The organism is Paraburkholderia sp. FW306-02-B, assembly GCF_058782725.1.
The window spans coordinates 139474-159429 of record NZ_JBYSXZ010000002.1 but is presented as its reverse complement, the minus strand read 5'-3'; the positions used below and the strand labels follow the sequence as shown (position 1 = coordinate 159429).

The 19956-nt window shown below is 61.2% G+C and carries 18 protein-coding genes and 2 pseudogenes; 13 read left to right on the top strand and 7 right to left on the bottom strand.

The features are described 5' to 3' along the window. The first annotated feature begins 139 nt into the window (after positions 1-139). The 11 genes from AC3WOG_RS21585 to AC3WOG_RS21535 all read left to right on the top strand — a co-directional run bounded on the left by AC3WOG_RS21585 (position 140) and on the right by AC3WOG_RS21535 (position 12258). Positions 140-2512: a bifunctional salicylyl-CoA 5-hydroxylase/oxidoreductase gene (locus AC3WOG_RS21585; RefSeq protein WP_492579996.1), complete on the top strand. Its 2373-nt coding sequence runs from the start codon at positions 140-142 to the stop codon at positions 2510-2512. Next, positions 2509-3282 carry an SDR family NAD(P)-dependent oxidoreductase gene (locus AC3WOG_RS21580; protein ID WP_492579995.1) on the top strand — a complete coding sequence of 258 codons (774 nt, stop codon included), beginning with the start codon at positions 2509-2511 and terminating at the stop codon, positions 3280-3282. Before AC3WOG_RS21585 ends, AC3WOG_RS21580 begins: the two co-directional genes overlap by 4 nt. Further along, positions 3279-3836, top strand: coding sequence for a MarR family winged helix-turn-helix transcriptional regulator (locus AC3WOG_RS21575; RefSeq protein ID WP_492579994.1), 558 nt, complete (start codon positions 3279-3281; stop codon positions 3834-3836). The genes AC3WOG_RS21580 and AC3WOG_RS21575 overlap by 4 nt, the downstream gene beginning before the upstream one ends. A gap of 136 nt (positions 3837-3972) precedes the next feature. Next, the gene (locus tag AC3WOG_RS21570; protein WP_492579993.1) at positions 3973-4824 is read left to right on the top strand and encodes an enoyl-CoA hydratase family protein; all 852 of its coding nucleotides are present in this window, start codon (positions 3973-3975) and stop codon (positions 4822-4824) included. A 1-nt stretch (position 4825) separates the two neighbouring features. Further along, positions 4826-6040, top strand: a complete 1215-nt coding sequence (locus tag AC3WOG_RS21565; protein WP_492579992.1) for an acyl-CoA dehydrogenase family protein — start codon at positions 4826-4828, stop codon at positions 6038-6040. Then, positions 6037-6480, top strand: coding sequence for an acyl-CoA thioesterase (locus AC3WOG_RS21560; protein WP_492579991.1), 444 nt, complete (start codon positions 6037-6039; stop codon positions 6478-6480). Before AC3WOG_RS21565 ends, AC3WOG_RS21560 begins: the two co-directional genes overlap by 4 nt. Then, positions 6477-6872, top strand: a complete 396-nt coding sequence (locus AC3WOG_RS21555; protein WP_492579990.1) for a RidA family protein — start codon at positions 6477-6479, stop codon at positions 6870-6872. The genes AC3WOG_RS21560 and AC3WOG_RS21555 overlap by 4 nt, the downstream gene beginning before the upstream one ends. A 54-nt stretch (positions 6873-6926) precedes the next feature. Further along, a complete protein-coding gene (locus AC3WOG_RS21550; RefSeq protein WP_492582397.1) occupies positions 6927-8567 on the top strand; it encodes an AMP-binding protein in 1641 nt (546 codons plus the stop codon). A 39-nt stretch (positions 8568-8606) separates the two neighbouring features. After that, positions 8607-9830: a dienelactone hydrolase family protein gene (locus AC3WOG_RS21545; RefSeq protein ID WP_492579989.1), complete on the top strand. Its 1224-nt coding sequence runs from the start codon at positions 8607-8609 to the stop codon at positions 9828-9830. A gap of 73 nt (positions 9831-9903) precedes the next feature. Then, positions 9904-10575, top strand: coding sequence for a glutathione S-transferase (locus AC3WOG_RS21540; RefSeq protein ID WP_492579988.1), 672 nt, complete (start codon positions 9904-9906; stop codon positions 10573-10575). Positions 10576-10752: 177 nt separating this feature from the next. Further along, entirely contained in the window at positions 10753-12258 is a 1506-nt protein-coding gene (locus AC3WOG_RS21535; protein WP_492579987.1) for a DHA2 family efflux MFS transporter permease subunit, read from the top strand. A gap of 40 nt (positions 12259-12298) precedes the next feature. On the opposite strand, the pseudogene AC3WOG_RS21530 reads toward AC3WOG_RS21535, so the two are convergent. After that, positions 12299-12480 (bottom strand): annotated as a pseudogene (locus AC3WOG_RS21530) (hypothetical protein); the annotation flags it as partial. Positions 12481-12577: 97 nt separating this feature from the next. Here AC3WOG_RS21530 and AC3WOG_RS21525 point away from each other — a divergent pair. Continuing rightward, positions 12578-13411 (top strand): AraC family transcriptional regulator, encoded by an 834-nt coding sequence (locus AC3WOG_RS21525; RefSeq protein WP_492579986.1) that lies wholly within the window; start codon positions 12578-12580, stop codon positions 13409-13411. Between the two features lie 182 nt (positions 13412-13593). Further along, the gene (locus tag AC3WOG_RS21520; RefSeq protein ID WP_492582396.1) at positions 13594-14655 is read left to right on the top strand and encodes a cache domain-containing protein; all 1062 of its coding nucleotides are present in this window, start codon (positions 13594-13596) and stop codon (positions 14653-14655) included. Between the two features lie 132 nt (positions 14656-14787). Here the strand turns inward: AC3WOG_RS21520 and AC3WOG_RS21515 are convergent, their stop codons facing one another. From AC3WOG_RS21515 to AC3WOG_RS21490, 6 genes and pseudogenes are all read right to left on the bottom strand, one after another. Then, positions 14788-15456: a DUF799 domain-containing protein gene (locus AC3WOG_RS21515; protein ID WP_492579985.1), complete on the bottom strand. Its 669-nt coding sequence runs from the start codon at positions 15454-15456 to the stop codon at positions 14788-14790. A gap of 13 nt (positions 15457-15469) precedes the next feature. Further along, positions 15470-15832 (bottom strand): DUF4810 domain-containing protein, encoded by a 363-nt coding sequence (locus tag AC3WOG_RS21510; RefSeq protein ID WP_492582395.1) that lies wholly within the window; start codon positions 15830-15832, stop codon positions 15470-15472. Between the two features lie 47 nt (positions 15833-15879). After that, the gene (locus AC3WOG_RS21505; RefSeq protein ID WP_492579984.1) at positions 15880-16563 is read right to left on the bottom strand and encodes a CsgG/HfaB family protein; all 684 of its coding nucleotides are present in this window, start codon (positions 16561-16563) and stop codon (positions 15880-15882) included. 111 nt (positions 16564-16674) lie between these two features. Beyond that, positions 16675-18432, bottom strand: a pseudogene (locus AC3WOG_RS21500) (ShlB/FhaC/HecB family hemolysin secretion/activation protein). A gap of 14 nt (positions 18433-18446) precedes the next feature. After that, positions 18447-18782 (bottom strand): EamA family transporter, encoded by a 336-nt coding sequence (locus AC3WOG_RS21495; protein WP_492579983.1) that lies wholly within the window; start codon positions 18780-18782, stop codon positions 18447-18449. A gap of 2 nt (positions 18783-18784) precedes the next feature. Continuing rightward, entirely contained in the window at positions 18785-19954 is a 1170-nt protein-coding gene (locus AC3WOG_RS21490; RefSeq protein ID WP_492579982.1) for a hypothetical protein, read from the bottom strand. Between the last annotated feature and the right edge of the window lie 2 nt (positions 19955-19956).

Sequence of the window (19956 nt, the reverse complement as noted above, 5' to 3'; positions counted from 1 at the left end):
ATATTTAACTCCGACCGACTTTATTTCTTCTGATCACGATCACCTTTACGTCGCCAGGACTACGTCGATTTTTACTTGACACCTAAACTATCGAGGCCTAAATTACCCCCCATAGCAGAGTCCACATTGGGGAACCAGCATGCGCATCGTCTGTATCGGCGGCGGCCCGGCCGGGTTGTACTTCGGCTTGTTGATGAAGGGCCGGAACCCGGCGTATGAAGTCACGGTCGTCGAGCGCAACCGCCCGTACGACACGTTCGGCTGGGGCGTCGTGTTCTCCGACCAGACCCTCGGCAACCTGCGCGCAGCGGACGCCCCAAGCGCGGACGCGATCCTCGACGCCTTCAATCACTGGGACGACATCGAGATCAATTTCCGCGGCAGGCAGATCCGCTCTTCGGGTCACGGCTTTTGCGGCATCGGCCGCAAACGTCTGCTGAATATCCTGCAAGCGCGCTGCGAAGACCTCGGCGTCAAGCTGGTCTTCGAAACCCAGGTAACCGACGACACCGCTTACGAAGCCGACCTGATCGTCGCCTGCGACGGCGCCAACAGCGCCATCCGCCAAAAGCACGCGGCCACGTACAAACCCGGCATCGACATGCGCGATTGCCGCTTCGTCTGGCTCGGCACCAAAAAACTATTCGACGCCTTCACCTTCGCCTTCGAAGAAACCGAATTCGGCTGGTTTCAGGCGCACGCGTATCGTTTCGACGATCAGACCTCGACCTTCATCGTCGAAACACCCGAGCGCGTGTGGCGCGCGGCCGGTCTCGACGAGATGAGCAAGGAAGACAGCATCGCCTTCTGCGAAAAGCTCTTCGCGAAGTATCTGGACGGCAACGCGTTGCTATCGAACGCCGCGCATCTGCGCGGTTCGTCGCAATGGATCCGTTTTCCACGCGTCGTCAACGAGCAATGGGTGCATTGGCGCGACAACGCCGACGGCACCCAAACGCCGATCGTCTTGATGGGCGACGCGGCGCACACGGCGCATTTCTCGATCGGCTCAGGCACCAAGCTCGCACTTGAAGATTCGATCGAACTCGCGAACAGCATCGGCGCGCACCCCGGCGATCTGCCCACTGCGTTGAAGCATTACACGGATGTGCGCAGCATCGACGTACTGCGTATTCAGAACGCCGCGCGCAATTCGACGGAATGGTTCGAGCACGTCGACCGCTATACGTCGTTCGAGCCTGAACAGTTCGCGTATTCGTTGCTCACCCGCTCGCAGCGCATTTCGCACGAGAATCTGCGTGAGCGCGACGCGCATTACCTGTCCGAATTCGAAGACTGGCTCGCGCGGCGTTCGGGCGTAGAACGCGCACCGGAAAAACATTCCGTCCCGCCGATGTTCACGCCGTTCAAGCTACGCGGCGTCACGCTGAAGAACCGCGTGATCGTCTCGCCGATGGCGCAATATTCCGCTGTCGACGGCATCGCCGGCGACTATCACCTCATGCATCTCGGCGCCCGCGCGATGGGCGGTGCCGCGCTGGTCATGACGGAAATGACCTGCGTGTCGCCGGAAGCGCGCATCACGCCCGCTTGTCCCGGCATGTATGCGCCGGAACATCTCACCGCGTGGAAACGCATCGTCGATCTCGTGCATCGCCAGTCGGATGCGAAGATCGGCATGCAGCTCGGCCATTCCGGCGCCAAGGGTTCGACCCGCGTCGCGTGGGAAGGCATCGATCAGCCGCTCGCCGACGGTAACTGGCCGGTTATATCGGCATCGCCACAGCAATATCTGCGCGGCATCAGCCAGCGCTCGCGCGAAGCGACCCAGGACGATCTGCGCGAAATCGAAGCGCAATTCGTCCGCGCCACGCACATGGCCAACGAAGCCGGCTTCGACTGGCTCGAACTGCACTGCGCACACGGCTACTTTCTGTCGAGCTTCCTGTCGCCGCTGACCAACCACCGCACCGACGAGTACGGCGGCTCGCTGGAAAACCGCCTGCGCTATCCGTTGCAGGTCTTCAAAGCGATCCGCGCAGTCTGGCCGCAAGACAAGCCGATTTCGGTGCGCATTTCGGCCCACGATTGGGTCGACGGCGGCACGACGCCCGACGATGCGGTTGAAATCGCACGCGCGTTCAAAGCCGCCGGCGCGGACATGATCGACGTTTCGTCGGGTCAGGTCAGCAAGGAAGAAAAGCCCGTATTTGGCCGTATGTTTCAGACGCCGTTCGCGGATCGTGTCCGCAACGAAGCCGGCATCGCGACGATCGCGGTCGGTGCGATCTCCGAAGCCGATCACGTGAACAGCATCATCGCGGCGGGCCGTGCCGATCTCTGTGCGATTGCGCGTCCGCATCTGGCAAATCCGTCGTGGACCTTGAACGAAGCCGCGAAAATCGGCTATTTCGACGTGATGTGGCCCAAGCCTTATATGGCGGCAAAGTCGCAACTCGAACGCAATCTCGAACGTGAACGCGCGCAGGCTGCCGCCAATGCGGGCCTGTCGCCACAAGAACGCGCGCAACGCGCTGAAGGAACCACGTGAACACGAATACCTCGACGCTGGCCGGACAGCACGCCGTTGTCACCGGCGGCGGCAGCGGCATCGGCGCGGCAGTCGCCGAAGCACTGCTGCGAGCCGGCGCGCGTGTCACATTGATGGGCCGCAATCCGCAGCGTCTCGATACACAGCGGGAGCAATTCGAAGCGCTCGGCGAGGTCGCCTGCATCAGTGTCGACGTCACCAGCGAAGACTCGGTAGAAAAAGCATTCGCTCAAGCCGGCGCAATCGACATCCTCGTCAACAACGCAGGCCAGGCGCAAGCCGCCCCCTTTACGCACACCGACATGGCGCTCTGGCAGCGCATGCTCGACGTCAACCTCACGGGCGTATTTCTCGGCACGCGCGCGGCCTTGCCGGGCATGCTCGAACGCGGCCACGGCCGCATCGTCAACGTCGCGAGCACGGCGGGACAGATCGGCTACGCGTACGTCGCCGCCTACTGCGCCGCAAAACACGGCGTAATCGGCCTGACGCGTTCGCTCGCCCTGGAAGTCGCGACCAAGGGTGTGACGGTCAACGCGGTGTGCCCAGGCTACACCGAGACCGAGCTGCTGCACGCATCGCTCGAACAGATCACCAGCAAGACCTCGCGCACCGAACAGCAAGCACGCGACACTTTGCTGCGCTCAAATCCGCAGCGTCGCTTTGTCAGTCCTGAACAGGTGGCCAACGCCGTGCTCTGGCTCTGCCAACCCGACTCGAACGCGATCACGGGCCAATCCATTTCCATCTCCGGTGGAGAAGTAATGTGAGCAAGTCATCGAACGTCAAAAAGCCCGCAGCGGCAGAGACTAAACCGCCGCGCAAAGGCATCGCCAATCCTGCGGAGAACGTCGTGGATCTGGAAATGAGCACGGGCGCCGATAGTCACATGGGTTTGCGTTTGTGGCTGCGCATGCTGACCACCACCAATCTCGTGCAAGCCGAACTGCGCAAGCGCCTGCGCAACGAATTCGACACCACGTTGCCGCGTTTCGACCTGATGGCGCAACTCGAACGCTATCCAGAAGGCCTGAAAATGACGGAGTTGTCGCGCCGTTTGATGGTCACAGGCGGCAATGTCACCGGCATTACCGATCAGCTCGAAAAAGAAGGGCTCGTTTCGCGCGATACCGATCCGAACGATCGCCGTTCGATCAGCGTCTGCCTGACGCCCGCGGGCCGCAAGGCGTTCGACAAGATGGCGGTCGCGCACGAGCAATGGGTCGTCGAATTGTTCGGCGGCCTGAGCCTCGATGAAAAATCGCGTACCCATCAACGCCTCGGCAAACTCAAGAAACATCTGCTCGACAGTCTGAAAGACTGATCCGCACCGAACCGGGCAACCATCTTGCACGGGACCAGAGTAAGTGCTTTGCATCAACTCTGGTCGACCGCAACGAATTGCATGGGACCAGAGTAAGACGCTAAAGCGTCAACTCTGGTCGACACAGGAGATATTCATGACACGATCCAACGCCGACGCATTGCTGGCCGGCAATCGCCTGACGCTCGCCGGCTACGAGGCGCAGCACTTCGGCTGGTCGGTCGCCGATAAGGTCGCGACAATCACGCTGAACCGGCCCGAGCGCAAGAATCCGCTCACCTTCGAATCGTATGCGGAGCTGCGCGACCTGTTCAGGCAACTCGCGTATGCGACCGACGTAAAAGCCGTGGTGATTCACGGCGCAGGCGAGAACTTCTGCTCCGGCGGCGACGTGCACGACATCATCGCGCCGCTGATCGATCTGCCGATGCCGGAACTGCTGCTGTTCACACGCATGACCGGCGATCTCGTCAAGGCGATGCGGCATTGCCCACAGCCTGTGATTGCCGCCGTCGACGGCGTATGTGCCGGCGCCGGCGCGATTCTCGCAATGGCGTCCGACATGCGGCTCGGCACCGCGCGTAGCAAGCTTGCCTTTCTGTTCTCGCGAGTGGGTCTCGCAGGTTGCGATATGGGCGCGTGCGCGATCCTGCCGCGCATCATCGGCCAGGGACGCGCCGCCGAATTGCTCTTCACCGGCCGCTCGGCCAGCGGCGAGGAAGGCTACGCATGGGGTTTCTACAATCGTTTGTGCGAACCGGCAGCGCTCCTTGAAGAAGCACACAAGCTCGCTTCAGACCTGGTCGCGGGCCCGACTTTCGCGCACGGCATCACGAAGAAGATGCTGCACCAGGAATGGAGCATGAGCATCGACGAAGCGATCGAATCCGAGGCGCAAGCGCAGGCGATCTGCATGAGCACCCGCGATTTCGAGCGCGCATATAGCGCGTTTGCCGCGAAGTCGCGCCCAGTGTTCGAAGGAGATTGAGTTGAGCGCTCACGTAGATCTGCACAGCGCGCTGGCGTGGCCGTTTTTCGAACCGCGTCATCGCGAACTGGCCGCCGGTATCGAGGCATGGTCCCGCACGAATCTCACGCACGTCGAACACGATGACGTCGATGCCGCCTGCCGCAAGCTCGTGCGTGAACTCGGCGCGGCCGGCTGGCTGAAATACGGCGTCGGCGGCGTCGCGTATGGCGGGCATGGCGACACGATCGACACCCGCGCCGTTTGCCTGCTGCGCGAAACGCTCGCCAAACATTCCGGTCTTGCCGATTTCGCTTTGGCAATGCAAGGGCTCGGTTCAGGCGCGATCTCGCTCGGCGGCACGCATGAGCAGAAGACGCGCTACTTGCCGCGCGTGGCGAACGGCACGGCTATCGCCGCGTTCGCCTTGTCGGAGCCGGAAGCGGGATCGGACGTCGCCGCGATGGCGCTTTCCGCCCGCAAAGACGGTGACGCCTATGTGCTCGACGGCGACAAGACGTGGATTTCGAACGGCGGCATCGCTGATTTTTATGTGGTGTTCGCCAGAACCGGCGAAGCGCCGGGCGCACGCGGCATTAGCGCATTCATCGTTGACGCCGGCACGCCGGGGCTGGAAATCGCCGAACGCATCGACGTGATCGCGCCGCACCCGCTCGCGCGTCTGCACTTTGCCGGCGCGCGCGTGCCGCGCAGCCAGATGCTCGGCGCACCAGGCGAAGGTTTCAAACTCGCGATGCGTACGCTCGATATTTTTCGCACGTCGGTGGCGGCGGCGTCTTTAGGCTTCGCACGTCATGCGATGGCCGAGGGTCTCGCTCGCGCAGCGTCGCGCAAGATGTTTGGTCAGACGCTCGGCGATTTTCAACTGACCCAGGCGAAGCTCGCGCAAATGGCGTTGACGATCGACAGCAGCGCATTGCTGGTCTATCGCGCGGCATGGTTGCGCGATCAGGGTGAAAACGTCACGCGTGAAGCCGCGATGGCGAAGTGGCACGCGAGCGAAGGCGCGCAGCAGGTGATCGACGCCGCCGTGCAACTATTCGGTGGCATGGGTGTGCAGAGCGGCACGGCCGTCGAGATGCTGTATCGCGAGATCCGGGCGTTGCGAATCTATGAAGGTGCGACTGAAGTGCAGCAGCTGATTGTCGGCCGCGATCTGCTCAAGGCGCACGCTGCCGCTGCCCTCAAGGACAACAGTGAGGGCAACCCGAAATGAACGCGAGCTTCGAAAGACCCGTTCGCATCCGCTTCTCGCACTGCGATCCGGCGGGCATCGTGTTCTTTCCGCAATATCTGGTGATGACCAACGCTTTGGTTGAAGACTGGTTCAACGAAGGCTTGCATATCGACTACGCGCACATGATCGCGCAGCGCCGCGTCGGCCTGCCGATCGTCAAGCTCGATTGCGAGTTTTCGCGGCCGAGCCAGATGGGCGAAACGATCACGCTTTCGCTCGCCGTGCTTGCAATCGGACGCCGCTCGCTAAGCATCGACATCGTCGGCTATTGCGGCGACGAAACCCGCTTCCGCGCGAAGCAGGTGCTGGTGACGACCTCGCTCGAAAGCGGCACATCCATCGACATCCCCGCCGACATCGCGAGCGCGCTCGCGAAGTTTGCCCCACAGCCCGAACCCATCGAGGCACAACGCTCATGAAAACAGCTCTCCTCCCCGCCGGTTGGGTCAAGCCGCGCGGTTATGCGAACGGCGTCGCGGCCACCGGCACGCAAGTGTTCATCGCCGGCCAGATCGGCTGGGACGAACAGGCGCGTTTCCAGACCACCGACTTCGCCGTCCAGGCCATTCAGGCGCTCAAAAACATCCTGGCCGTACTGCATGAAGCGGGCGGCTCGCCTCATCATCTGGTGCGCCTGACGTGGTACGTCACCGACAAACGCGAATATCTGGCATCGCTGAAAGAGATCGGCCGCGCGTTTCGCGAGTTGATCGGCGATTACGACATTGCGATGAGCGCGGTGCAGGTCGTCGCGTTGATCGAAGACGAGGCCAAAGTCGAGATCGAAGCCACAGCAGTGATCCCTAACTAAGACCGCCAAGCCAACCGAAGTGCATCAAGCCGGCTCAACACCCGGGAGACCATGATGGAACCGTCAGCACACGTCGATACCTTCGCGCGCGACAATCTTCCGCCGCAGGATCAATGGCCCGTTTTTCTGCTCGACAATCCCGACGTTGCATACCCCGCGCGCTTCAACTGCGCGACGGAATTGCTGGACCGGACCATCGAAGCAGGCCATCGAGATCATCCGGCAATCTGGTCCGAGGTGGACGGCAAGCCTCAAGCCACCACTTACGGCGAGCTCCTCGCGCTGGTGAACCGCAGCGCGCATGTACTGGTCGACGAGATGGGTTTGCAACCGGGCAACCGCGTGCTGCTGCGCGGGCCGAACACGTTGCAGATGGCGGTGACCGCACTCGCCGCGCTGAAGGCGGGCCTCGTCGTGGTGCCGACCATGCCGTTGCTGCGTGCGAAAGAGCTGAAGCAGATCATCGACAAGGCGCAAGTCGGCGCGGCGTTATGCGATGCCCGTCTAACCGAAGAACTCGCGCGCTGCAACGATCCTCAAGACGAGTTCTATTGCGCGGGCCTGAAGCAAACACGCCTGTTCCATGGCGACGCCGCCGATTCTCTCGAGACGCTCGCGATCAACAAGCCGGACCAGTTCACCGCGTGCGACACCGCCGCCGACGACGTCTGCCTGATCGCTTTCACCAGCGGCACGACCGGCGCGCCCAAGGGCTGCATGCACTTTCATCGCGACGTCCTGGCGATGTGCGATCTGTTCCCGCGTCACGTGTTGAAACCGTCTTCGAGCGATATCTTTTGCGGCACGCCGCCGCTCGCCTTCACGTTCGGGCTCGGCGGCATGCTGTGCTTTCCGCTGCGCGTCGGCGCGTCGACGGTACTGATCGAGCGGCTCACGCCCGAGACCTTGCTGCAGACCGTCGAGCGCTTTCACACCACCATCATGTTCACCGCGCCGACGTTCTACCGGCAGATGGCGCCGCTGGTTGCGCACCACGACGTTTCGAGCCTGCAAAAGACGGTGTCGGCGGGTGAAGCGCTGCCGGATTCGACGCGTCATCTTTGGCGCGATGCCACCGGCATCGACATGATCGACGGAATCGGCGGCACTGAACTGATCCACATTTTCATTTCGGCGCAGGGTGATGAGATTCGTCCGCATGCAATCGGCCGCGCGGTGCCGGGCTACGTCGTACAAGCTGTGGACGACGCCATGCAACCGGTCCCGCCCGGCACGATCGGCAAACTCGCGGTGCGCGGGCCGACCGGCTGCCGCTATCTGGCCGACGCGCGACAAGCGAAATTCGTCCGCGACGGCTGGAACCTGCCCGGCGACTCGGTCTACCTGGACGAAGACGGCTACGTGTTCTACCAGGCGCGCGCCGACGACATGATCGTCTCCGCCGGGTACAACATCTCCGGCCCGGAAGTGGAAAGCGTGCTGATGCAGCATGACGCGGTGGCCGAATGTGGCGTGGTCGGCGTACCGGACGAAACGCGCGGGCAGATCGTCAAGGCGTTCGTGGTGTTGAACCCGGGCTACACGCCGGATGACAAACTGGTCGCGCAACTGCAGGATTTCGTGAAAAATAGCGTGGCGCCGTATAAATATCCACGCGTCATCGCGTTCATCGACGCGCTGCCGCGTACCGAAACCGGCAAGCTCAAACGCTTCGCGTTGCGTACGCTCGGGTAGCCCCTCATGTAGCCCCTCTTTCTTCGCAGGAGACACCGCATGGCCGCCTCTTTCATCGAAGTCGTCGCCCAGGATGGCGGCCGTTTCAACGCCTACGTCGCGCGTCCGGCACAAGGTTCAGGGCCAGGGCTCGTGCTGCTGCAGGAAATTTTCGGTATCAACGACACGATGAAGTCGATGGCCGACCGCTTCGCCGAGGAAGGCTACGTGGTGCTGGTGCCGGATCTGTTCTGGCGAATGAAACCTGGCATCGTGCTCGGCTATGACGAAGCCGACATGAAACAGGCGCTCGATTACCTCGGGCGTTTCGACATCGATCTCGCCGTCGACGATATCGCGGCGACAGTCGCAACATTACGCACGTTGCCTGAGCAGGCCGGCAAGGTGGGCGCGGTCGGCTACTGTCTCGGCGGACGGCTGGCGTTTCTGAGCGCGGCACGCACCGACGTGGACTGCGCGGTGAGCTACTACGGCGTGGGCCTCGAAGCGTATCTGGATGAAGTGCCGGCCGTTCGCTGCCCGATGGTGTTTCACTTCCCCGAAAACGATGCACTCTGCCCGCCTGAAACACGCGAGCGGATCAGCGCTGCCTTGCGCACGCGCCCGCAGATCGAGCAATACGTGTACCCGGGCTGCGATCATGCGTTCGCCGCGTCCTCGCGCCCGCAATACGACAAACCCGCCGCGCTGATGGCATATTCGCGCACGCTCGCGCTGCTGCGTAAGGTGCTGGGCCCGGTCTACGATTTGAACACGCTGTGGGAGCAGCACTGCTACTACGAATTCGCGACGCGTGACGTCGAAGCAGTGATGCCGACGATGGTCGCGCAACCGTACGTGAATCACGTACCGACAATGACCGGCGGCGTAGGCCACGACAACCTCAAACGTTTTTACACGCATCACTTCGTCAATTCGAACCCTGTCGATACGAAGCTGATTCCGATTTCGCGCACGATCGGCGCGGATCGCATCGTCGACGAATTTATTTTCAGTTGCACGCATACGTGCGAGATCGACTGGCTGCTGCCTGGCGTGGCGCCGACCGGCAAGTATTTCGAAGTGCCGATGCTGGCCGTGGTGTGCTTCCGCGGCGACAAGCTCTATAACGAGCATATCTATTGGGATCAGGCTTCGGTGCTGGTGCAGGTCGGTTTGCTCGATCCCGAGGGCCTGCCGGTTGCCGGCATCGAGAGCGCGCGCAAACTGCTCGACGAGACGCTGCCGTCGAACCGGTTGATGGGCAACAAGTCACGCGTGTGAGGTACGACTAGAGTCACGCCTCTGCACAACATCCCTATGATGTGACACTCCACAGGCCAACGTCCCTCGCCCCATGCTGACCGTCCATCATCTGAACAACTCCCGCTCGCAACGCGTGTTGTGGCTGCTCGAAGAACTCGGCGTTCCGTACGAGATCAAGCGCTACCAGCGCGACCCGAAAACGATGCTGGCGCCGCCGGCGTTGCGCGCGGTGCATCCGCTCGGCAAATCGCCCGTGATTACCGACGATGGCCAGACCCTCGCCGAATCGGGCGCAATCATCGAGTATCTGATCGACAAGTACGGTCAAGGCCGCCTGGCGCCCGCGGCGGGCACACCCGAGTGGCTGCGCTACACCTACTGGATGCACTATGCCGAAGGCTCGGCGATGCCGCCGCTGCTGCTGAAGCTGATCGCGCTGCGCATCGCCGGCGCGCCGATGCCGTTCTTCGCCAAGCCGATCGCCCGCAAGATTGCGGCGACGCTGCAATCGAGCTTCATCGATCCGCAGTTGAAGCTGCACCTCGGCTATGTCAACAATGAATTGAGCGCGACCGGCTGGTTCGTCGGTAACGACTTCACGGCCGCCGACATTCAGATGAGCTTTCCGCTCGAAGCCGCCACCGCGCGCGGCGGCATGGAGGGCCAGATTCCGGCTGTAGTCGAATTTCTCAAACGCATTCATACGCGGCCGGCTTATCAGCGCGCGCTGGAACGCGGCGGCAAGTACGAACTTCTGAGCTGAGGCTGGCAGGCGGCCTCAACTAGCGAGCCGATGCCGGGCGACCAGGAATTCGTAGTTGTAGTCCGGCACTACCGGGGCTAGACTCGAAAATCCCCATTGCCATCAACGAGTTGCCGACGTCTCGCGAAGCGGCGGCGCGTCCGGCATCCGACTGAGCGCGGCAAAGGAGTTCCCTGCATGACCTATTCCATCCACGGCAACAAACGCTGGCTGGCGCTGATTGTTCTGTGCCTCGGCGTGCTCATGATCGTGCTCGATACGACGATCGTGAACGTTGCGCTGCCGTCGATCGCGGCGGATCTCGGCTTCAGCGAGACTTCACTGGTGTGGGTGGTCAACGCCTACATGCTCACGTTCGGCGGCTGTTTGCTGTTGGGCGGCCGGCTCGGCGATCTGTATGGGCACCGCAAGCTGTTCCTCGGCGGCATCACACTGTTCACGCTTGCGTCGCTCGCATGCGGAATGGCGAACTCGCAAGTGCTGCTGGTGTGTGCGCGCGCCGTTCAAGGTTTGGGCGGTGCGATCGTCTCCGCCGTTTCGTTGTCGCTCATCATGAATCTGTTCACCGAGCCCGGCGAACGCGCGAAAGCGATGGGCGTCTACGGTTTCGTCTGCGCGGGCGGCGGCAGCATCGGCGTCTTGCTCGGCGGTCTGCTGACGAACCTGCTGAGCTGGCACTGGATCTTTCTCGTCAATCTGCCGATCGGTATCGCGGTCTACGGGCTATGCGTCGCGCTGTTGCCGTCGGCGCGCGGCCACGCGCACGGTGAACGACTGGACGTCGCCGGCGCCTTCACGGTCACCGTTTCGCTGATGCTGGCCGTGTACGCGGTCGTGAATGGCAATGAAGCAGGCTGGACCTCGCCGCAGACGCTCGGTCTGCTGTTCGCGGCGCTGATGCTGCTCGCGGTGTTTCTCGTCATCGAAGCGCGCGTGCAGCATCCGCTGATGCCGCTCGGGCTGTTCCGCCTGCGCAATGTCGCGACCGCCAACGTGGTCGGCGTGCTGTGGGCGGCGGCGATGTTCGCGTGGTTCTTCATCTCCGCGCTGTATCTGCAACGCGTGCTCGGCTACCGGCCGCTGCAGGTCGGGCTCGCGTTTCTGCCCGCCAATCTGATCATGGCGTTCTTCTCTCTGGGTCTGTCGGCGCGGGTTGTGATGCGCTTCGGTCTGCGGGTGCCGCTCGCCGTCGGTCTGCTGGTCGCGGCGGCGGGACTCGCGCTGTTCGCGCGCGCGCCGGTCAACGGCAGCTTCGTGCTCGACGTGTTGCCCGGCATGATGCTGCTCGGCTTCGGCGCGGGCATCGCGTTCAATCCCGTGCTGCTGGCTGCGATGAGCGACGTCGATCCGAGCGATTCGGGCCTCGCGTCCGGGATCGTCAATACGTCGTTCATGATGGGTGGTGCGCTGGGGCTCGCGGTGCTCGCGAGTCTCGCCGCCGCGCGCAGCAGCGCCGCGCAGGCTTCCGAAAATGCAGTGATGGCGCTCAACAGCGGTTATCACGTCGCGTTCCTGTTCGGGGCGATTTTCGCGGCAGCGGCGGGCGTTCTTGGCGGATTGCTGTTGCGGCGAGGGCAGCCGGGCGGCGCTGGCTCGCACGAAGGCGTACATGGCCAAAAGGTGCCGGAAGCGGACGGACACTCAAGAGCCGCTGGGAACCAGGCTGCAACGGAAAATTATTGAGCGGCCCCCAGACCTGTCGGTTCGCGTCTGGCTTACTGCACTACTGCCTGTCGAGTGGCCGTTGCGTAACGGTCATGTATTGCTTGATGTCCGGCTGACCCAGCGCAATCAGATTGAGCACGCCACCCCAAACCAACGCGCGAATTCGTCGTCAAGCCTGAAATCGAATTCGTCTAGCAGGATCGGCGCCTCACGTGTTCCAGCCAGGAGCGGGGCCAGCTTGTCATCTTGAGGTGACTGATTTGCACAACCGCAAGCGCGATCAAATGCGCCGGTTCGCCGCCCGCTATGCTGGCTTCATGCTGACATGAGAGCCGATATGAGCCCCGTCGGAAGAGCACTCTGGTTTATCGAAAGCCACTTTGCCCGCGAGCTGACGCTCGAGGACATCGCCGGCTGTGGATGCGTGTCGCGCTTTCACATGGCGCGCGCATTCGAAGCGGCCACGGGGTTTCCGGTCATGCGCTATGTCCGCGCGCGGCGCTTGAGCGAAGCGGCGCGGCGCCTCGCCAACGGCGCACCGGACATTCTGACGATCGCACTCGACGCCGGATACGGCTCTCACGAGGCATTCACGCGCGCGTTTCGCGAGCAGTTCGGGCTCACGCCCGAAGCGCTGCGCGCGCGTGGTCATCTGGACAATCTTGCCATCGTGGAGCCGATCAAAATGGACCAAACCCTTCTCGCCCATCTGGAACCGCCGCGTTTCGAAGACGGCAAACCGTTTCTCGTCGCGGGCCTGAACGAGCGCTACTCCTGCGACACCAGCCAGGCCATTCCCTCGCAATGGCAGCGCTTTGGCGCCTACTACGGCAAGGTGCCGGCGCAAGTGGGCGGTGTCGCCTACGGCGTGTCCTACAACGCCGACGACTCGGGCAATTTCGATTACCTGTGCGGCGTCGAAGTCAGCGACTTCTCAACGCTGCCGGCCGAATTGAGCCGCGTACGCATTCCCGCACAGCGCTATGCGGTATTCAGCCATCGCGAGCATATCTCGACGATCCGGCGCACCTGGAACACGATCTGGAATCAGTGGCTGCCGGCGTCGGGACACGTGCCCGCCGATGCGCCGAACTTCGAGCGCTACGACGAGAAGTTCGATCCCGTCAGCGGAATGGGTGGGCTCGAAATCTGGTTGCCTTTGAAGGCCTGATTTGCGCCTTTGCAGGCCGCCAGTTCCATCACGGCGATGCACGAGCGCGGTGCGTCGCCGGTAAGCGCCGGTGACGCCTTGCACCATGTCATGCGTCGCCAAACGTTTGCCGCGTGCATGGCAGCCTCCGCAGTGCCCACTTCATCTGCCCGGCCCAATGCTTGCTTTTATGCAGGCATAACATTGCCAGGAACCGGGACCACGTCATGTCGAATCCGCTTGAAATTGTCGAACTGACGCATCACGTCAGGAAGCTCGCCACGGGCAAAATCTCCGATATCAACGATATCAATCGCGAGACCACCTTCCTCGCGCTCAACGCGCTGATCGAGGCGGCGCGTGCGGGCAACGCGGGCCGCGGCTTCGCGGTGGTCGCCAATCAGGTCAAGCATGTGTCGGCGCGCATCGGCGAAATCACTACCGTGCTCAACCGTGAACTCGCGGGTTCGCTGACCAAATTGACCGACCTCGGCGACAGCATGATCGAACGGCTGCGCTCGCACGAAGGCCAGCGTTGCGCCGACCTTGCGCTGAACATGATCGACGTAATCGACCGCAATCTGTACGAGCGCTCATGCGACGTGCGCTGGTGGGCCACCGACTCCGCCGTGGTGAACTGCCTCGCCGATGCGAACGCCGGCACGCAGGCGTATGCGTCGCGCCGTCTGTCGGTGATTCTCGACAGCTATACCGTGTACCGCGATTTATGGATCGTCGATGCATCGGGCAACGTGATCGCGAACGGGCGGCCCGATACGTACGCGGTGCACGGCCGCAATGTCGCCGACGCGAGCTGGTTTCGCGAGGCGATAAAAACGCCTTCTGGCGCCGATTTTGTCGCGGGCGATATCGAAGCGCTGCCGCTGCTGAAGCACGCGCAAGTCGCGACCTATGCCACGGCGATTCGCGAGAACGGCGCAGTCGACGGCAAGCCGCTCGGCGCGCTGGTGATCTTTTTCGACTGGGCGCCGCAAGCGTCGGCGGTCGTCAAGGGCGTGCGTCTCACGGATGAAGAATGGCGTCGCACGCGCTGCATGATCGTCAACGCGTCGCATCGCGTGATCGCCAGCTCGGACGACAAGGGCGTGCTCGACGAACAGTTTCGCCTGACGATCGACGGCAAGCCGACCGGTTTCTATCGGCTGACGGACGGCCGCACCGTATCGTTCGCCGCCACGCCCGGCTACGAAAGCTATCGCGGGCTGGGGTGGTATGGCGTGGTGGTGCAGTCGCCGCCGGCTTAAGCCTTCGCTTTGGGCGAGGCGTTAGCCGTAGCGCCTGGCTGCGCGCCGTTCTCAAAATCGAATAGCGTATCGCGCAGGCGCTTGCCGGTCAGCTTGAATCGGGTTCGCTGCATCGAAACTGCACTCCTTCCGTCAGTCGGTACCGTACTTCGGAGAATGCGGTCCGTACAGAAGGCCATTTGGAGGCCCGGCGGACAGCAAACGTTGGCTAGTCAGCCCCGCTACCGCAAAGCTATCGTCTGACAGGTTGTGCACCACTTGCTTGACCGCTGCCTGCACGAGCGCCTCGATGAATCCGGCATTCACGCCGTAATTCCCCAGCTCTTTACCCGAAGCGCTCCCGGAGCCCTGCCAGATCACATCGCCTGTTTTCAGATCAATGAGCTTCGCCGAAGCAGTCACGACTGTATTGCTATCTATCACGGTGTAAACGGAGCCGTACTGGGTGACCTTCGAATACAGCGCTGCGTCCGCGCCAAAGATAGAACGGAGTTTGGCCGCGGAGATCTGTTGAATATCCGCCGGGGTGGTCAAACCATTCTGTTTGAAAGTCTCGTCCATCACGGCGACGGGCAAAACGTAATACCCGGCTTCCGCAATCGGCTTCGTCATCTGGGCCAGCATTCCCGAAGTCGCCTTCACATCCGACGTTTCATTCAAAGGCGGCAGTACCAGGATCGAGCGCGGCTGGCTTTTTTTGAAGGCCGTGTAGTCGGCACGCTGGACGGGCGCCGTACATGCGGCAAGCAAGGCCAGGACCGAAATCGCTGCAGGCAGTCTGAGAAAAATGGATTTGAACATGGTTATCCTCTTATTATTGTTTGGACTTTTTCAGTAGAAAGTCCATGTAGGTCGAAGACTCCGGGAACGACTGCTTTTCCGCCTGCAACTCCTGTTGCGCCTGTTGATCCTTACCAACGCTCGCGTACAACATCCCGAGATGCGCATGGAAGCCAGGCGGCGGCATGTTGCCTTTGGCCCGAATCTGCTGAAGTGCCTTTTCGAGCGCATCGATCTGCTCTGCCGAGCTCTTTTGCCCCTTGAAGTACTCATAGACCTGCGGCTGATAGCCGTCCCACTGATACAGCGTCGGCGTAGACGTCGCGCATCCCGCCAGCAATGTTCCGGCTACCATCACCGGCAACCAGATCGTCCTCGTTATTGTGCTGTTTCTCATCGTTTTCATGTCCAGGTATTGATCTGCCAATGTGGTTCGAATGGTGCTCATTTGTTCACCGTCAATGCTCCGGCATCAACCTGCTCAGCCAGATGATTCACCGCTTGCTGGATTGCCAGATCGAGCACCTTGCCGTTCAGTGTCGAGTCATAGCTGGCCGTGCCACCAAAGCCGATGATTTCGCGGTTGGACAGGCTGTATTCCCCAGCGCCCTGGCTCGACAGCACCACTTCGGATGTCGTCGCGTTGACGATGTTCAGATTCACCTTCGCATAAGCCACCTGGCTTTTACCGCGCCCCAGGATGCCGAACAGTTGCTGGTCGCCGACTTCCTTACGACCAAATTCGGTCACGTCGCCTGTCACGACGAAATTGGCGCCCTTGATGGTTTGCACTTTTTTCGTGAATGTCGCTTCCTGCCTGATCTCGTCCAGATTGTCGCGATCCAGCACATTGAAGCGGCGGCTCTGTTGCAGGTGGGTAATCAGGATGGTTTTGGCCTGACCGCCCAGGCGATCGATCCCATCCGAGAAAATCCCTCGCATATAGCTCGAGCGGTTGTCGAACTTGCCTACGGCGATCTCCACCGGTTTGCCCGCATACGGTGTCTGGGCGCTGCTGACGACCGGCACCGGTAATGCTCTTGACGATTCGGTTGCGCATCCGGTCAGGGCAATAGTGACGGAGGCTGCGATCAGCACTCCATATTTTCTGATTGACTTCAATTGCATCGCTCCATGAAAAGGGGGCAGTGGGGAAAACGCTATAAATCAGTTAAATCACGTGGTTCGTGCCACGCGGCATAGGCGAGGCGGCCCGAAAAAGTCGACGGGCTGTTTGGGTCAAAACTGAGCCATCATCTGGAAACCGAGCGTGACTCGTGCGGTGGGGAATTCGGATGGTTTATAGATCGGCGTGCCCGCAAACAGGTCGTAGGAGAGCCTTGCGATCCGCGCCGGCATGCTGCCGCAAATGCCTATGACCGCACCCGCCAGTTGCGTGCCCGCCAGAAACGCCGTATTCGGGCCGAACACGCGCCCGTAGTCGATCCCCACATACAACGCCTGTCCGGTCTGTCCGATCGGCATCTGTAATTCGTTGCGCCAGTAAAAACCCTTTTCCGCGGCAAGCATCGTTTCGCCGTCGAAGCCGCGCACGGTGTAGCGGCTGCCAATGGTCAGGTCGTCGATGTAGAACAGTGTGCTGTTCGTGAACTGGCCGTGTACTGTTGTCACGTAGCGCAGGTTTTGCTGCGCGATCTGGAACGGCACTGAGAGGTTTGCGTCAAGCACGGCCATGTGAAAGCAGTACGTCGGTCCACTCGCGTACGGATCGGGTGTCGCGCCGAATGCATTGATGCCCTGGCGATAGGCGAGCGTGCCGTCGAACTGGGCATCGCCGAAGTAGTGACGGTCGGTCAACCCGGCTTCGATGAACATGTTGTTGCGGTGCTGCTGCGGTATCGCTGTGTCGTCGATGAAGCTCTCGCCGAAGCGCTTCGATAGCTGGAACTCGACGCCGAGCACGTCGCTCTGACTGCGGCTGATGACGCGCTGCAACTTCAGGCCGGCTGTCTGCGAATTACCGCTTGAGATGAACGCCTGGTCTGCGCCCGCGATCTGTTGATAGTAGGTGTTTGTGTTACCCGACAGCGTCGCGGTCCAGTAGCCTCAGGGAATTGAGTACGAGCTGTTAAAGCCGTGCGAGCCCAAGCCCTTGTCGCCGAATTCAAGGTCCTGGTTCGCGCCGACAGTGAACACATCGTTCAATCCGAGCGGGTTGTCGATGCCGATGCTCAGGTTGCCTTGCAGCTTGCCGGTCGCGCGTGAACCCGAGTTGTCGACCGACGCGACGACGCTCCACGATTTTGCGCGCTTCACCGTGACTACGACGTCGCTTTCGCCCGGTATATCGGTCGGCTCGATCTTCATGTCGACGTCCTGGCTGCTGACGCGCTTCATCTGCTCCAACCCTTGCTCCAGATCGCGCAAGTTCAGCATGTCGCCGCCGCGGACGGGGAATGCGGATTTCCATGTGCCGTGCGTCGATGGATCGGCAAAGCGTAGCTGGCGGACGATGCCCGGGACGAGCGCGAATGCCAGTCCGCCGGTCGACAGGTCCTGTCCGGGCAACAGCACACGCGTCGTGATGTAGCCGCGATTCAGGATCGTTTGCTGCAATCCTTTCGTGAGCGTGTCCAGTCCCTGTTTGCCGATGCACTGGCCCACGTAGTGATCGAGCCATTCGCGGGCGAACGCGAAGCGGTCAAGCGGTAAGGCCGACGCACCCTGCGCCCGCACCTCGTCTGAAAGAGTCGATGGCACGTCCAGCATGAATGCGCGGATCGGAAAGCAGGGGGCTTCTGTCGGTAGTTGAGGAAGGACCACCGGCGGCACGGCAGCGGAGCGTACCGCCGGGGCGTTCACGGTCTGTTCGCGTTCGCGGGCTTCCTGCTGTTGCCGGGCACGTTGATCCTGTTCGGCTCCGGTTCGGACAGCAGCCTGAGCAGCAGGCACCTGCTGGGCACGCAAATCAGAAGCGGTCAGCGACAAGAAAGCAACCGATAGTGGAAGGATGGACAGCGCCTTGCCCACCTGCATACGTTGTGGTCTGGTCATACCTGTCTTGTTACCAACCAGACACCAACAAAAATCACTGCCGCGCCGACTATCTGGGTCGGCTTTAACATCTGCTCATGCAGCGCCGTGAACGCGAGTACAACGAGGATCGAGACGGCGACCATTAACGGATAGGCGAGGCCCAGACTGGCTTTGCGAAGCGCAAGCGCATAGAGCACAAACCCGATGCCATAGGAGCCCATTGCGGCTGCTCGAAGCAGAAGCGGCACCCATTCAGCAGACGGTGCCGCGGCCCGGAGCGCGGCGAGCCGTAGCAGGACACTCGCCAGTCCGCTCAACATACCGCTGGCAATCAATGCGATCAACGACATGATCAACCCGCCACGGCCGAGCGCTGGCGCGTTTCGACCTCCGCCTGATCGGCGTTCCCAAGTGAAAAAATCTGCCCAAAACGGCTTGCCGCATTCAGTGCAACGAGTACGATCGCAGGGAACGCCAGTGAGAAGTTACGGGCTTCGTCGATATAGCCGAACAGCACAAACAGAATGGCAACCGGCAGGAAAGCGGCGAGGAAATACCGCCTGTAGCGCGCGCCGGTCTCCCGCCACGCCTGGCGAAAGAAGACGACCGCAGGTATGAGGATCAGCGGATTCTGCAGGCTCGGCGTGAAAATACCCTTGGCAATGAGGTTATAGAAACGAACGTATGACGCCGGGTTAAGCCAGAACAGCAGATTCTCCTTTGCGTGAAACTCGATGAAGCCCCCGCCATTCAGTTCGTAGCCGCTCATGATGAAAACCCGACTCGCGAAACAGCACGCCAGTTGAACGATCAGCCACCCGATCCGGTTGCGAATCGGAACCTCCTGCTGATGCAGGAAAAACAAAGCGAACGGTACGAGGAAAAAAGTTTCCTTATTGAACGAAAAGAATGCAATGGCCAGCGTGCAGGGGATCATCCACCGCTTCAGCAGGAAATAGCATGCGCTGAATACGCCGAGTATTTCGATGAAGTCGTAGTAATACCCACCCTGCTGGAACGTGAGCGGATAGATAAAGCTAAAGCCCGCCAGGAACCCCAATGCCTGCCCGAACGACAAGCCGCGCATTCTTGCGAGCGCATAGACCAACCATAACGTCAGCGCCATCGACAACACTACGAAGAAATAGACGACGTGATAGCTGATCGCCACCGTCGTCGTCCAGAACACGTCCGGGACGCCGTTGAAGTAGCTGTGGTGCAGCGAATCGTAGCGGGTAATAGACTTGAACAGCTTCTGCTGCAGGCTCGGGCTGAGCTTCTCTGACATTCGCTTCGCGACCTTGGCGAAGGTAGAACGATAGACGTACGGCTTCGGGGCGGTCCCCTCCATCATGCTGACCAGCGTAAGGCTTTGCGCGTAGCCATCGAGCTTGTGATCGTCGCGAAATCCGAACTTCAGCAACACGCTATTGGTTACGTTTCCGCTGCAGACCAGCAGCAACACGAATACGATCGAGAACCGGCAGAACGCAAGCATCCTGTTTCTGTTTTTTTGATTCATTT